The organism is Cyclobacterium sediminis (assembly GCF_054781075.1).
Genome location: NZ_BAAGVC010000021.1, coordinates 97,395 through 113,186 on the forward strand (window position 1 = coordinate 97,395; position 15,792 = coordinate 113,186).

Annotated in this window: 13 protein-coding genes; 4 read left to right on the plus strand and 9 right to left on the minus strand. The window is 37.2% G+C overall.

What is annotated here, in order from left to right:
• Window positions 1-19: 19 nt before the first annotated feature.
• Both ACYVHJ_RS17650 and ACYVHJ_RS17655 read right to left on the minus strand, forming a co-directional pair.
• Window positions 20-916 carry an AraC family transcriptional regulator gene (locus ACYVHJ_RS17650; RefSeq protein ID WP_339675483.1) on the minus strand — a complete coding sequence of 299 codons (897 nt, stop codon included), beginning with the start codon at window positions 914-916 and terminating at the stop codon, window positions 20-22.
• A gap of 654 nt (window positions 917-1,570) precedes the next feature.
• Window positions 1,571-2,473 carry a DUF3078 domain-containing protein gene (locus ACYVHJ_RS17655; protein ID WP_339903153.1) on the minus strand — a complete coding sequence of 301 codons (903 nt, stop codon included), beginning with the start codon at window positions 2,471-2,473 and terminating at the stop codon, window positions 1,571-1,573.
• A 134-nt stretch (window positions 2,474-2,607) separates the two neighbouring features.
• Between ACYVHJ_RS17655 and ACYVHJ_RS17660 the strand changes: the two genes are divergently transcribed.
• Complete coding sequence (locus tag ACYVHJ_RS17660; RefSeq protein ID WP_339675486.1) at window positions 2,608-2,883, plus strand: DUF202 domain-containing protein; 276 nt, start codon at window positions 2,608-2,610, stop codon at window positions 2,881-2,883.
• A gap of 77 nt (window positions 2,884-2,960) precedes the next feature.
• On the plus strand, window positions 2,961-3,170 hold the full coding sequence (locus tag ACYVHJ_RS17665; RefSeq protein ID WP_339903154.1) for a hypothetical protein: 210 nt from the start codon (window positions 2,961-2,963) through the stop codon (window positions 3,168-3,170).
• Between the two features lie 120 nt (window positions 3,171-3,290).
• On the opposite strand, the gene ppk1 is transcribed toward ACYVHJ_RS17665, so the two are convergent.
• The 6 genes from ppk1 to ACYVHJ_RS17695 form a co-directional block, all read right to left on the minus strand.
• Entirely contained in the window at window positions 3,291-5,414 is a 2,124-nt protein-coding gene (gene ppk1, locus ACYVHJ_RS17670; protein WP_339903155.1) for a polyphosphate kinase 1, read from the minus strand.
• Between the two features lie 111 nt (window positions 5,415-5,525).
• Window positions 5,526-7,487, minus strand: coding sequence for a DNA topoisomerase subunit B (gene gyrB, locus ACYVHJ_RS17675; RefSeq protein ID WP_460517408.1), 1,962 nt, complete (start codon window positions 7,485-7,487; stop codon window positions 5,526-5,528).
• Between the two features lie 438 nt (window positions 7,488-7,925).
• Window positions 7,926-8,303, minus strand: a complete 378-nt coding sequence (locus ACYVHJ_RS17680; RefSeq protein WP_460517411.1) for a CoA-binding protein — start codon at window positions 8,301-8,303, stop codon at window positions 7,926-7,928.
• 37 nt (window positions 8,304-8,340) lie between these two features.
• On the minus strand, window positions 8,341-9,912 hold the full coding sequence (locus ACYVHJ_RS17685) for an NAD(P)/FAD-dependent oxidoreductase (RefSeq protein WP_460517414.1): 1,572 nt from the start codon (window positions 9,910-9,912) through the stop codon (window positions 8,341-8,343).
• A gap of 3 nt (window positions 9,913-9,915) precedes the next feature.
• Window positions 9,916-10,887: a tryptophan 2,3-dioxygenase gene (locus tag ACYVHJ_RS17690; protein ID WP_460517417.1), complete on the minus strand. Its 972-nt coding sequence runs from the start codon at window positions 10,885-10,887 to the stop codon at window positions 9,916-9,918.
• A 168-nt stretch (window positions 10,888-11,055) separates the two neighbouring features.
• Window positions 11,056-12,153, minus strand: coding sequence for a DUF1573 domain-containing protein (locus ACYVHJ_RS17695; protein WP_339902149.1), 1,098 nt, complete (start codon window positions 12,151-12,153; stop codon window positions 11,056-11,058).
• Window positions 12,154-12,224: 71 nt separating this feature from the next.
• Between ACYVHJ_RS17695 and trpS the strand changes: the two genes are divergently transcribed.
• Window positions 12,225-13,199, plus strand: coding sequence for a tryptophan--tRNA ligase (gene trpS / locus ACYVHJ_RS17700; protein WP_339902150.1), 975 nt, complete (start codon window positions 12,225-12,227; stop codon window positions 13,197-13,199).
• A 231-nt stretch (window positions 13,200-13,430) separates the two neighbouring features.
• On the opposite strand, the gene ACYVHJ_RS17705 is transcribed toward trpS, so the two are convergent.
• Window positions 13,431-13,853, minus strand: coding sequence for a hypothetical protein (locus tag ACYVHJ_RS17705; RefSeq protein ID WP_339902151.1), 423 nt, complete (start codon window positions 13,851-13,853; stop codon window positions 13,431-13,433).
• A 202-nt stretch (window positions 13,854-14,055) separates the two neighbouring features.
• On the opposite strand from ACYVHJ_RS17705, the gene ACYVHJ_RS17710 reads away from it, so the two are divergent.
• Window positions 14,056-15,783, plus strand: a complete 1,728-nt coding sequence (locus tag ACYVHJ_RS17710) for a phospho-sugar mutase (protein WP_460517422.1) — start codon at window positions 14,056-14,058, stop codon at window positions 15,781-15,783.
• Window positions 15,784-15,792 lie beyond the last annotated feature (9 nt).

A 15,792-nucleotide genomic window follows, 5' to 3' on the forward strand; every position in this document is an offset into this window, starting at 1 on the left:
TATAAAGGCATTATTCACTCTATTGCTGGTACTTTTCGTTTTCTACCCACCTAAACTCTGATGGGGAAACCCCTGTTTTCTTTTTAAAAATTCTGCTAAAATAGGATGGATCAGGGTAATTCAGTTCATAAGCAATTTCCTTATTCGAAAGGTCCGTATAGATAAGATACCGTTTGGCTTGAAGCATTAGACGCTCCAAAATCACCTCTCCGGCAGTCATACCGGTTATTTTTTTCACATGTTTGTTTAAAACACTAGGCGAAAGCTTCATTCGATCTGCAAAATCCTGAACCTGATGTACTTGCTTAAAATTATGTTCAACGAGGGCATTGAATTGTTGAACCAAAACAAAATCCGGATCCAATGTATTATTTTTGTCAGCAAAATACCTAAGGTAATATTGCTTGCATTTGATCAGAAAAATTTGAAGGTAATTATTTAGAATGGCCGTGGTAAAGCTGTTCCATTTTTTGTATTCTTTTCCAATCGCCTCAATCAAATCTAAAAGTTCCTTAAAATCCTCTTCATTTAAGTTAAGAATTGGGACCAAAGTAGGGTTATTGAAATAAGGAAGTTGAAAAAGAAATTCTTCATTTTTCGTATCTAAGGCATAAAATTCTCTAGAAAAAACCATAAGGTAACCATGGTAATCATTTTCTCTACTTATTTTATGTACTTGTCCGGGGGTTAGAAAATGTACACTTCGCGAATGGATGCTATGGCTATTGAAATCAATCTCATGCTTCCCTGCTCCGTTTACAAAAACACATATCTCATAGTATTTATGTCGATGAGGTCTATCAGTCTCATGAGGGTAGGTACTATTTTGAATGGTTTTTCCTTGAACTTCATAAATTTGGAACGCCCTTTTGTTGGTGATTTTGGGCATCTCATACGTCTTGATAGGCTCCTGCATGTCAATCGTTGCGTTAAAACTCTAAGGTAATCAAAAAAATAAAATGTATTTTTCAAAAATCGTTAATAAGCGAGCTTAAAACAATACAATTTTTATCAATACAATAACCATGAAACCTTAAAATTAAATATAATGTATTAATTAAGTATTTTCATTATCATATTTTTAACTTTAATAGGTTTGTTTTACCTTTGAAATATCAGACAGAGACAAAAGGTCTTTGGGTAGTAAAGGGAAGCTTTATTACTGATATATACTGTAGGATGATGAAACTGGCAGACATGCCCTCCTGTCTCGAGGGTGGAGACCACAGGATAAAGAAAATAGCGAGCTCGTATTTTTCCTAACTGCTCCGTGGAGGTTCGACTCCTTCTCCTACAGCAGGTTATTTTGGGTTTATTGTTAATTGACTAAAGCTATGAGACATTGTTTCATAGCTTTTTTTGTTTGCTAGCCCATATTAAACAGTCAAAAGGGGTAATAAAATAGGTAATAAGGAAAAATAAAATAGCCATAAAAATAAAAAAGCAGGGGAATATCCCCTGCTTTTTATTTTGAAAACTAAACCAACTATTATTTAACTACCATAATACAAACAAAATTAACAATACCTGATTAAAAACCAAATTAACCTGATAAAAAATGGTTGATAATCTATTTTTTGTTACCCACTTTATACAATATACCCAATGCTAAGCCCTGGCTATATTGAACCCCCGGATCCTGATCTATATCATATAAAGATATCCCTGTAAGGGTAACATTGATAATACTTGAAATTTTTGCCGTAAGTGTTACATCCAATCTATGATCTATATTTTTCAATGATAAGGTCTCATAGTTGGCAAACATGGTGTATCTAGATTTTAGGTTAAGGTTTTCTGAAAGATTTTTGTCAAGACTGGCGAATACCTGCATGGCCAACCACTCTACCCTTACCGTTTCACCTGCGGGCACCCCATAGTTTGCCGGTACATTTGCAATAATTTGATCGTCTGTTACGAATGTAAACCTGGGGGAAAATGGACCTATCCTTAAGAAAAACTCTTTATTTGGTTTGAACTCAAAACCTAAGGATGATGTCAAATAGCCAGGAGCCATAAATTTAGAGATCAAAGACTTTGTGCCATCTTCATTGTATTTGTAACCTTCTGCAAATTGTGAAAGGTAATTTACGGAGAAGTAACTTGACCACTTTTTGCTCATCTGGTAGCCTAATTTTGAATCTAAAAATATTCTGTCATTGGACTTTCTAGTTCCTTCCCCTTCATTTCTTACTATTCCGAATAATAGCTCCAATTCATTGTCCCAGGATATTTTATCTTTTTGGTAAAGGGCTTTTCCTGCAATGATACTACCAAATGCCACAGAATTAACCCCGCCGGCTTTCCAATTATTACTAAATCCGGCTTGATTGAAATTCAATCCAGCACTGAATTCGGATTGCCAATAGGATGTATCTGTTGGAATTGGTTCCGGAACGTTGGTACCACCTTGCGCCATAGTTAAACTTACTGCTAAAACAAAAACCAGTAATGTTAGTATAAAATTTTTCATGCTTTGCTTCATTAATTTTCAATATTTGCGTATTCTAAATATAACTGCTCATAAACTTATACCTAAATACCTTTACTTAAATTTATCGGTTATAAGTCTAATTTGATTGCTAAATCTAAACAAAGCGCAAATTTATGGAAAATCAAACAGAAGAGACACTGATTGTTAGAGATTTTTTAGCTCGCCAGAGGACAAAGCTTGCAAACGACCGCACCCTATTGGCCTATATTAGAACTAGTTTATACTTTATTGTAAGTGGTACGGCATTAATTAAAGTTAATGACCTTGCGAACGTTAGGAGCCTCGGATATTTATCTTTCCTGATCAGCGTAATTTTATTAATCACCGGATTTATCAACTATTTCAAATTAAAAAACAAACTATCCAAAGGTAAATACCAAAAAATGTAAATTGACTTAGATTGCAAAATACCAAAAAAATTGGTAGACTATTTGCAACTTAACCTATAACACCAACGCTATTTAAGATGAAATTTTTAGGAATAATTTTAATCATTGCAGGAACAGTCATGCTTTTAATTACAGGCATTTCCTTTACAACCGAAGAAACTATAATTGATGCCGGACCATTAAAAATTAGTACAGACAAAGAAAACAACCTCGAATGGCCTCCTTACGCCGGAGGCATAGCTATCGTGGCAGGTTTTATTTTAATGGCAGCGGGAAAAAAGAAATGAGCAAAAAAAGGGGGAATTGACACTCCTTCATTACACCTATAAATAGACAAGCAGGGTTTAGATCAAAAAAAGCTACAACCAAATAGTCGTAGCTTTTTTAAATGCTATTTTTTAAATATTTCAATCTATTAATTTGACATCCTCTATCATCGCAGGTTCTAACTCAAAAAACCTTTGGTGAATATTGAAAATCTCTTCTCCGTCTTTTGGTTCTTTACTTATGTATTTCCCATCCTCTTGCATTACATAGGCATTTACATTGTCCAAGAGATTGTACCTGAGGATATTCATAAGTTGTTTTTGAAGAAACTCATTTTCAACTTTAAATAAAGACTCCAGACGTTTGTCAAAGCTTCTTACCATTGCGTCAGCACTTCCAACATAAATTCTGGGATCACCATTGTTATGAAAATGATAAATTCTTGAGTGTTCAAGGAAATCTCCCACAATTGAGATCACTTCAATGTTTTCACTCAAGCCTTTTCGCCCCGGCCTTAAACAACATATACCGCGCACAATCAACTTAACCGGTACGCCAGCTTGCGAAGCTCCATAAAGTGCATGAATAAATTCAGAATCTTCTAACGAATTGATTTTAATAAAAATGCCGGAAGGCAAGCCTTTTCTAGCATTTTCAGATTCAATTTCTATAAATTCTATCAAATTGTTTCTCATATCTCTTGGGGAGGTTATAAGATTTTGATAGCTAGTAGGTGCAGAATGACCTGTAATTACATTAAAGAATTCCGACACATCATTGGCTAAGGTTTCATTGGTAGTTAATAGACCGATATCCGTATATATCCTACTGGTTTCTTCATTGTAATTTCCGGAACCCAAGTGCACATAACGTGTAACTCTGTTTTCTTCTTTCTTAACGATTAAAAGTAATTTAGTATGGGTTTTAAAATTACTTACGCCATAGATTACAAAACACCCAGCCTTTTGCATTTTTTTGGCTTCTCTGATATTGTTTTCCTCGTCAAATCGAGCCTTCACCTCAAACAACACAGAAACGTGTTTCCCATTCTCCACCGCTTTAAGCAAAGCTCCTACAATTCGAGAATTTTTAGCCAACCTGTAAATGGTCATTTTGATGGCCATCACATGTGGATCATCTGCCGCTTTATCTAAAAGCTCCAAAATAGGCTCCATATCATTATAAGGGTGGTGAAGTAGAACATCCTTGTGTTTCAACACCTCAAATATATCTTCAGAGGCTGCCTCAGGATAAGACAATGGCGGTATGGGAGTAGGAGCAGCTGGCATTTTATCTTTAAACCTTTTGTTGCCTATTACCTGCCAAAGTCCGGTAAAGTCCATCAGACTTTTCCGCTCTATTTTAAAGATACTGTCATCATGTAAGGTCCACCGTTGTTTGAGCAAATTAACCATCCACTTGCTGTACCCTTCTTCAATTTCTATTCTAACAACCCTGCCTGTTTTTCTTTCATTCAATTTGCGTTTGACTTCTTCCAGAAAGTTGGTATCCATGTCTTCACTTTCCTCCAAGGTAAAATCACCATTTCGAGTAATCCTGAAAAGGTTAATGGATTCTATGTTTACATTTCTAAACAAGGACACAATATGCTCCCTGATCATTTCTTCTATGGGAACATAGATGGTCATATCTTCTCTCTCAAGTTCAAAAAACCTTGGGATATTGGAAGGAATTTGTACAAAAGAAAGCTTTTTATTATCCTTTTTCTCCCCGGGGCCTATGGTTACCACTCCAAATATTAACAATTTGTTCATTAAAATTGGAAAAGTATGGTAACCATCAAAAACCATAGGCGTCAACATGGGGTAAACGGCTTTATAGAAATAGTCTTCGACCGTTTTTTGCTCTTCCGGCAAAAGGTTACGTACATTGCTCAGTTGAAAACCTGATTCTTTGGTAATGGCAAGCAAATCATCAACAAATTGCTTCTGAAGCTTTTTATGAAAAACCTGAGATTCAATCATTAACTTTTTCTTAAAGCTATCCTCTCTAAGACCTGAATAATCTATTCTAACCTTATCATAATCAAGGTAATTGTACAATGAGCCAACCCTAATCATAAAAAATTCATCAAGATTAGAAGCGGCTATGGCAAGAAATTTAAATTTCTCGAAAATATTCCTTTTTTCCTTTTTAATCTGGTCAAAAACCCGATCATTAAATTTTAGCCAACTAAGATCCCTACTGATTAATTTGCTATTATTGATGGTTTCTTCAATTTTATCAAGCTGGATCAATTTCATGTTTTTTCTATTATATATGGTAAAAGTAGACCAATGATACTAAATTATTTATAGAATAAAAAAAGGGCGAAATGCCCTTTTTTATTCTTTTATGAACACTTCAACCATTTATCAGGTGTCAATTTTTGCATATTTAGCATTCTTTTCAATAAATTCTCTTCGAGGAGCCACCTCATCACCCATAAGCATGCTGAACAAATGGTCAGCTTCTGCAGCGGATTCTATGGTTACTTTTTTCAAAGTCCTCGTTTCAGGATCCATAGTGGTGGTCCATAGTTGCTCGGGGTTCATTTCTCCAAGACCTTTATACCTTTGAATATTGACACTGTCTTCTTTTCCATCAGGTGCCAATTCCTTAACAACCCTTTGCCTATCTTCTTCTGTCCAACAATACCTTTCTTCTTTGCCTCTTTTCAACAAATAGAATGGTGGAAGAGCAATGTAAACATAACCACTTTCAATCAAATTACGCATGTACCTGAAAAACAAGGTAAGAATAAGCGTCCTGATATGGGAGCCATCAATATCCGCATCTGTCATAATTATAATTTTGTGATAGCGAAGTTTGGACAAGTCCAATTCCTTTTCATCATTTGCGGTACCGAATTTAACACCTAAAGCTGTTAAAATATTTTTTATTTCTTCATTGTCGTAGATTTTATGCTCTTGAGCTTTTTCTACGTTTAAGATTTTACCCTTTAAAGGCAATATGGCTTGGAAATCTCTATCTCTTCCTTGCTTGGCAGAACCTCCTGCAGAGTCCCCTTCCACTAAATACAATTCACAAATGGATGGGTCAGAATTAGCGCAATCCGCCAACTTGCCGGGCAAACCACCTCCACCTAAAACATTTTTACGCTGCACCATCTCACGGGCCTTTTTAGCCGCATGCCTGGCTTGTGCAGCCAACACTACCTTGCCAATGATTATTTTCGCCTCTTTCGGGTGTTCCAATAACCAAAATTGTAAGGTCTCCGAAACAGAGGCATCTACAGCACCTGTCACATCGGAGTTACCCAATTTGGTTTTCGTTTGTCCTTCAAATTGAGGCTCGGCAACTTTAACAGAAATAACAGCGGTAAGCCCTTCTCTGAAATCATCACCGGAAATGTCAATCTTCACCTTATCAAGCATCCCGGACTTGTCAGCATAACTTTTAAGGGTTCTGGTAAGCGCCCTTCTAAAGCCAGAAACGTGAGTCCCGCCCTCATAGGTGTTAATGGTATTTACATAGGATACTACATTTTCTGTGTATGAATTATTATAGCCCATGGCCACTTGTACCGGCACACCATTTTTTTCTGATTCTATATAAATCGGGGTTTCAATAATTTTTTGCTTGTTTTCATCCAAGTATTCAACAAACTCTATTAGACCACCTTCTGAATAAAAATCATCTGTTCTGACATTGCCTTCTTCATCTTTTTCTCGAAGGTCTTTTAGCGTAATCTTGATGCCTGCATTCAAAAAGGCCATCTCACGTAACCGATTTGCTATTGTTTCATATTTGTAGTCTAAAATTTGAAAGATTTCATGGTCAGGCTTAAAATGCACATGAGTTCCTCTGCTTTCAGTCTCTCCAATTTCCCTTACTTCATATTGAGGAACACCTCTTACATATTCTTGTTCGTGAATTTTCCCTCCTCTATGAACGGTCACTTTCATGGAAGATGACAAAGCGTTCACACAAGACACCCCTACTCCATGAAGACCACCCGAAACTTTATAGGTATCTTTATCAAACTTTCCTCCGGCATGTAGCACGGTCATTACTACCTCTAAGGCCGATCTATTCTCCTTCTCATGAAAATCGGTAGGAACCCCTCTACCATTATCCTGTACCGATACAGAATTATCTTCATGAACGGTTACGGAAATGGTATCGCAATGGCCGGCAAGTGCTTCATCTATGGAATTATCAACAACTTCCCATATTAAATGATGAAGTCCTTTAATCCCAATATCACCAATATACATGGCGGGTCTTTTTCTAACCGCTTCTAACCCTTCCAACACCTGAATATTCTGGGCTGAATAATCGCTTTTATTCGACGACGCTTTTTCCTTACTCATAGTTAGATTTTATGGCCTAAGAAGTGCCATTTCAAATTCAAATATTTACAACTAAACTAAAGACAAAAATACACAAAAAAAACGAGACTTTAACCCTTTTTTCGGCTATTGTTATTATATTAAAAAGCAATGGATACTTAACCTACATGTAACTGTAAATCAAACATCAACAATCATTCTACACAAGGATTTTAATATTTCAATCCGAGGATTAACACCTTATTTTCCCTAATAATATAAATTAAAATTCCATTTTCACAGTTTAGCATCCATTAAATTCTAATCATCTAAACAGGTTTTTTTTTACGAACGAGAAATAAAAACCAATCAGATCTCAAGCCAATACCGGCTTGAAAGCAATGGCATACTTGCTTATTTAAATATCTGGAAAAGAATCATCTCAAATAAATCCTCCTAAAAAAATAATTGGTGTAGACTTTAATACTGTCCGGTACTTAAAAGTACAAGGGTACAGGCCGAGGTGACTTCAATCCCATTGTTTTTTGCCAAATTCATTAATTCTTGATTTTCTGTCCCCGGATTAAAGATTATTCTTTGGGGTTTCAAAGATAAAATATACCCATACCACTCCTCTTGATGCTGAGGACCTATATAAAGGGTAACCGTATGAATACCTGACAATGAAGGTTTTTTCCTCAAATTTTGAATGGGCTCTCCAAAAACCTCTCCGGTTTTGATACCTACAGGTACAAATGAAATATCCCGTTCATGTAACATTTTAGCAGCAGTAAAGGCATATCTAGAGGGGTTTGGACTAGCCCCTAAAACCACAGTTTTTTTATTATTTGCCATCATTTAATTTCCTTAAAATTACAATTGTAACTTTTTCCTTTTACCCATATTTTTCAATTAATTTCTCTGCACATCGCTCTCCATCCATGGCTGCAGACACAATTCCTCCCGCATATCCGGCACCTTCTCCACAAGGGTAAAGCCTGTTGATTTGAAGATGTTCGAAGCTTTCTTTGCCCCTTGGGATTCTTACAGGTGAAGATGTACGGCTTTCTACACCTACAATCTGGGCTTCGTTGGTGTAATAGCCCCTCATTTTTTTATCCATCATCGGCAATGCCATGGCCAGCCTTTTTGCGATAAAACCCGGCAAAAACTCGTGCATATTGACACTATTAAGTCCCGGCTGATACGAAGTATTTGGCAGGTCCTTACTTTGCCTGTTTTTCACAAAGTCCACCACCCTTTGAGCAGGAGCAACCTGAGACCTTCCTCCGGCTTCCCAAGCAGCACGTTCCACTTCCTGCTGGAAAACCAATGCTGCAAGTGGGCCATAATGGGTGTATTTGTCCAGATCTTCTAACTCTACAGCCACAACCATACCAGAATTGGCAAATTTACCATCTCTTCTGCTTGGGCTCATCCCATTGACCACCACTTCCCCGGGAGAAGAAGCCGAGGGCACAATAAACCCACCTGGACACATGCAAAACGAAAATACACCTCGCTGTTTTCCGTCCAACACGGTTTGTTGTACAAGGCTATAGGAAGAGGCCGGCAAATAAGGACCTCTATCCGATTGACAATGGTATTGAATTTTATCGATTAATTTTTGCTCATGTTCTATGCGAACACCTAAAGCAAATGGCTTTGCTTCAATTAAAACCTTTTGCTTGTGTAGCAAATGAAAAATATCTCTGGCAGAGTGTCCTGTAGCTAAAATTACTCCCAAGCCCATCATTCGCTCCCCTTCGCTTGTCACTACCCCTTTAATGGAACCTTTTTCTAAAATGAATTCGGTAACTTTTGTTTCAAATCGTACTTCTCCTCCTGCTTCCAGGATGCTTTCTCTGAGTTCAGCAATCAACACAGGTAATTTATTGGTGCCTATATGGGGGTGGGCATCTACTAAAATATCCTCCTTGGCTCCATGGGCTACCAATATCTCCATTATCCTGCGCAAATCCCCTCTCTTTTTTGAACGGGTATAAAGTTTCCCGTCCGAATAGGTTCCTGCACCACCTTCTCCAAAACAATAATTAGAATCAGGATTAACAATATGTTCTTTATTCAATGCTGCCAAATCTCTACGACGCGAACGAACATCCTTTCCCCTCTCCAAAACAATCGGTTTTTTCCCTAGCTCAATGGCTCTTAACGCAGCAAAAAGTCCTGCCGGACCAGCGCCAACAATTACTATAGGGTCACAATTTGACACATTGGGATAGTCCTTACCTCTGCTTATAATTGGCTCAGGTGTTTGCCCGCTGAAAACTTCTACAGTAACATTTATTTTTACCTTTCTACTCCTGGCATCAATAGACCTCTTAGTTGCCCTAATAATAAGGTCTTTGTGGTGGGAAAGCCCTGATTTTTCCGCTACAATTTTATTGAATAAAGCTTCATCATAGGCTTCTTCGGGACTTAAAGCCAGCTGCAATAGTTTTTTCATATTTTATTTTTCCACCCCATCTAGCAATTCCGAGTCCACCCATCGTTTTCCCCATTCTTTAATCTCTAACTCTGTCCACAATTCCGGATAAAAAATTACTTTCTGAAACCTGGGAGGTAAAAACTTTTGCCAATTGGTACCGCCGGTGGCAGCTATGTCCATAGGATTTTTGTGCAGGTATTTTACCGCTGATTTATAGTGCGCAAGCGGCCAAAAAACATTGGCTTTCTCATCCAGCTCTTTCATCAAACTGGTCAATTCATCATCTTTCTCATCCAGATAAACGTACTTTTTCCACAAGTTATTTTTCCTGAATTTTGATATCAACTCCTTTAATTCTGTCCCATATTTTTCTTCAAAAGACTTTAATGTCAAGGTTTTCTCTCCGGTAGCCAATTCTTTGGCCCCATATTGCCAATATAGAATATCGAATAAGCTATCTATACTGGTAAGATTAATATCTTTATAGTCTTCTCTTTGCTCCAGATATACCAGGTTTTGTATGTCTGTGCACATGATTTCTATCATTCTATATTGGGCACTCTGAAAGCCGCTTGCGGGAAGCAAAGACATCCTAAACTTCATAAATTGCTCTCTTTCCATTCCCTTCCACATGACAGCAAAGGAAGAAATCAATAAATCAAAATACATGATGACTCTTTTTAGCCGATCTTTAAAAAATTTAAGGGTAATATTTTCAACCGCAGCCATTTGTTCCAGCTCCCACAAAATTAAGTTGAAGTATAGCTCGGTAATCTGATGGTAAATGATAAAGATTTTCTCGTCTTTAAAAGAAGTTCTAGGCTGTTGTAGCGTGAGGAGGGTGTCCAAATTTATATAATCCCAATAATTAAGGTAATCTGCATGCAGAAGCCCCTCAAGGTAAGAAGATAAATCCTGTCCTGAGGCCCTGAATTTTTCTTCCAGAAGTTTTATTTTATCTACTATTTCTTTTTCGGGATATTTATTTTCCATGCAGGTTGCCGCAGCATTATTTCATTAAAACACGCTTTACAGATTTATTCTCGGAGAAAACCGAGCATTAATCCTTTTCAAATGGCAAATTAACAAGATTTTGCGTAATCAACTCTTGTATTCACCAAAAATAGCCCAACACTGACTTACATCATTCAATTGAAACAATCATCTTATCCTACTTTTTATCACCACTGTTTTGGTGGGCGTCAATGGATCATTGCTAAAGAAAGTAATGGTTTTATGGTCGATACCCTTTCGCCCTTTCGGGTCAAAGGAAAACACAAGGTCCACTTTTTCCCCTGCTTTTAAATCTTTCGCACTCAGCTCATAGGTCAAACATCCACAATTGGTTACAATTTTTCGTATGTTCAGTGTTTTAGGTCCAGTATTCTCAAGCGTTAAAATCCTTGAAACCACATTTTCAGCACTTATTTTACCCAAGTCAATTTCCATTTCATCAATGGAAAGTTTGGGAACTTCATCCACTTGACTTAGTGGTAGCGGAGGAAAGTACTCATGAATGGTAGCCATTAAATGAAGGGGGACATTGAATCGGTCTACTGATAAAAATGACAGTAAAACAGAATCACGAAGAAAACCTAAATCCTCTCTGGAAGCAGGGTCGTATTCAATTTCTAAAACTCCCCTACTATTCCTTTGGACCAAGGCAGGCTCCATTTTTACCTTGATAAAAGGGGGAATACTATCCTGTTTTAAATTGAGCTGGATGGGAAAATCATTGAAATTATAAAAATCAAGAAATTTAATCTTGGGTTTGTTGGTATAAAGGGTGCCGAAATTATTTTGGCTGAAAACAAAACCCAAGCCATTGTGCTTTACTTTATAATGATCTTCAGGGTTTTCCGGATAATGAATATTAACCCCTTCCAAAAACAATGAATCTCCTGAAGGTTTAACATTGGTTTTCACCAGGATCATTTTGGAGAAAGTCCCCCCTCTGGTTTCCGGGTCGAAGGTAACCTGAAGGTGTCCAACTTTATTGGGTGCCAAAGTATCTGCTGAATAGGCTACCACGGCACACCCACAGTCTGTGATCACTTCTTTTATATAGGCATTGGAGTCTGTTTGGTTTAAATAATAGTAATCTGCCACCTTTACTTCATTTTCCGGCAAGACGCCTCCAATATTGATCAAATTATTTTCCCAAATCAGACCCTCTTGTCCAACTTCCTGACTATGAACACCTAGGATATTGGAAAGCATTATCACACCAACATTTAATAAAAACACTATGTACTTCATATTGGCAAATAACGTTAAAATAACCGCAAATTATTGTTTAAATTCCTTAAATTTGTGTCAAAAAGATAATAATGGCAAGAGTACTCACAGGTATACAAAGTTCAGGAAAACCGCATTTAGGGAATATTTTGGGTGCAATAAAACCAGCCATAACCTTGACAAAAAATGAGGCCAATGAATCATTTATCTTCATTGCAGATTTTCACTCCCTTACCACGATCAAGGATGCAGCGACAAGAATAGACAATGTCAATGCTGTAGCTGCAGCTTGGATGGCTTTCGGATTGGATATCAACAAATCTGTATTTTACCGACAGTCAAGGGTTCCTCAAGTAACTGAACTCACTTGGTACCTGAGTTGCTTCACACCTTATCCCATGCTAGCCAATGCCCATAGCTTTAAGGACAAATCAGATCGTTTATCAGATGTAAATGCCGGATTGTTTACCTACCCTGTACTGATGGCAGCAGATATTCTGCTATATGGTGCTGATTTGGTGCCTGTAGGTAAAGATCAATTGCAACATTTAGAAATTTCCAGAGACATTGCCAGTGCCTTTAACCACCGTTTAGGAGATGAAGTATTAAAAATACCGGAACCACGAATCAGTAATGAAGTGATGATTATCCCGGGTACAGATGGGCAAAAAATGAGTAAATCTTATAACAATTACATCGATATTTTCCTCCCCGAAAAGCAACTAAAGAAAAATGTCAATACCATTGTAACCGATAGCACTCCTCTGGAAGAACCAAAAGACCCTGATGTATGTAATGTTTACAAACTGTACAAGCTAATCGCTAGCGAGGAACAAACTTTGGCTTTGCGTGAAAAGTATTTGGGAGGAAATTTTGGTTATGGACATGCTAAAAAAGAATTACTGGGTTTAATTCTAGATAGCTATAAAAATGAGCGAGAGCAATTCAACTATTATATGAACAACCTTCCGGAATTGGAAGCAAAACTTGAAGCCGGGGAAGAAAAAGCCCGAGAAGAAGCCGGTGAAGTTTTATCTGTGGTTAGAAAAAAACTTGGCTTTGGATAAAGGCTGTATCTCAAGTTTTGATTAAGACTTGATATATTATTTCTAACAAGGAAAGGATAAAAAAAACAGGTGCAAAAACACCTGTTTTTTTTATTTTATAATTTTTAGTTCTTTTAAAATTCATCAAAAAACTGGCAATCAGTCAAAACTTAATTATTGATTAAACTCGGATTATTTAATAGATTAGTAACGAACTGATAGACAATAATATTGATTGAATATTTCTTCTATTTATCTGGATCTCCAAAGGTCTTTTAATGATCTCCCATTGATTACCATGACAAAACGTGTAGGGTTTGGCACCAATACTATCCTCACATCTTGCCCATCAAATTGTTCTGACTCAATTGGGACACCTTCCCTACCTTGAACATCATAGGTAATGACGCCTCTTGCATCCGGCAACATTGGGATGTATTTGTTTGCCAAATAAGCAGAAGGAAGAAGTACTTCATTGTCGGACACCAATTTGGCATAAATGTCTTCTAATTTACTTTCCAGTTCATCTCCAAACTCCTCATTCAAATCATCTTCAAGGTCATGCATTTCCTCCTCGATGTCATCATATTCCGGGTCTGCATAAGTTATTTCACTCAACTTAATTCGCAATTTAACGATCTTGGTGAGTTCCACATCTAATTTCTCAAAATCCATATAAGCTATTACTATTATATTTTTTAAATAGATGAAGGTAAATAATATGAAACCATATTCCAACTTAGAATTATTAAAAGTATGGCAGCCAACTTATTATTTTATCCTAGGGAAAAATCTAAAGACTCATTAAGGCTTAATCCATATAAATGCTTATATTTTGGCTATAATTCTCAAACCATAGTAATTTTTTTTAAAAAATATGACTGACACAATCATAATCGAAAAAGCACAAGCTTGGCTTAATAGTAACATCGACGAAAAAAGTAAAGCAGAGATACATGCTTTATTAAATGCTCAAGATCAAACGGAACTAATAGATTCCTTTTATAAAGATCTAGAGTTTGGCACAGGAGGTTTAAGAGGATTAATGGGGGTGGGTTCCAACCGAATGAATGTTTACACCATTGGTATGGCTACACAAGGTCTGGCAAATTACCTTAAAGCTTCTTTTCCAGAAGAGGAAATAAGCCTTGCTATTACCCATGATTCCAGGATCAACAACACGCTTTTTGCAGAAACTACGGCCAATGTTTTAACCGCCAATGGCATTAAGGTAAAATATTTTAGAGACATGCGCCCTACACCTATGCTCTCTTTCGCCATCAGGCACTATGGTTGTCAGAGTGGGGTGATGGTCACAGCTTCCCATAACCCTAAAGAGTACAATGGCTATAAAGTATATTGGGACGATGGAGGCCAAGTGGTGGCACCTCATGACAAAAACATCATTACCGAGGTATTGAAAATCAAATCTATCGATGATGTAAATTGGGCCAAAGACGACAGTTTAATAGAGTATATTGAAGAGGATTTCGATGCCATATACCTTGATGAAGTCAAAAAATTAAGCATGTCACCGCTGACGAATTTAGCGGAAAAAGACATGACCATTGTTTTTTCACCAATCCATGGGGCCTCCGGAAAAATGGTTCCTGACGCCCTAAAGGTTTTCGGTTTTGAGAATGTTCATGTAGTCAAAGAACAAATCGAACCGGACGGTAATTTCCCCACGGTTAAATACCCTAACCCGGAAGAAACAGAAGCTCTGGATCTATCTATTAAGCTTGCCAAAGAAATAAATGCAGAACTAGTCTTGGCATGTGATCCGGATGGAGACAGGTATGCCGCGGTTGTTAAGAATGAAAACAATGACTATGAATTACTAAACGGTAACCAAACAGGTGCGCTGATCATCTATTATCTGCTCAATATGTACAGAGAGCAGGGAAGACTTACCGGAAACCAATTTACTGTAAGCACGATAGTGACTACAGGTTTACTGGGAGAAATCAGTAAAGGGTTTAATGTAGAATATTTCGATGTCCTAACAGGTTTTAAAAACATTGCAGCAGTAATATTAGCTAATGAAGGCAAAAAAGAATTTATTGCCGGTGGAGAAGAGAGTTATGGGTTCCTGGTAGGTGATTTTGTTAGAGATAAGGATGGAGTTTCAGCCTGTGCAGTAGTGGCTGAAATCATGGCTTATTACAAACAAAAAGGCCTAAATATTATAGACGTCTTGGCTGAAATTTACATGAAATACGGGTTTTACAAAGAGGCCCTCATTTCAATCACTAAAAAAGGAAAAGACGGCGCCGAGCAAATTCAAGAATTGATGAAGGGTTTTAGAACCAACAAGCCTACCTCAATCAACGGAATTGCCGTTAGCAAGATTGTGGATGTACAAGAAAGCGTCATATATGACATGAAATCCGGTACAGAGGAAAAATTGGATCTGGATAAATCCAATGTCATACAGTTTTATCTTGAAGATGGTAGCAAAATTTCTGCAAGACCATCAGGGACAGAACCTAAAATCAAATACTACATCTCTGTCAATGAAAATTTACCTAACAGAGAGGCGTACAGGGCCACAGAGGCTTCCCTAGAAGCAAAAATCAGTGCTTTGAAATCATTCTTTGAATAAATTACAAGA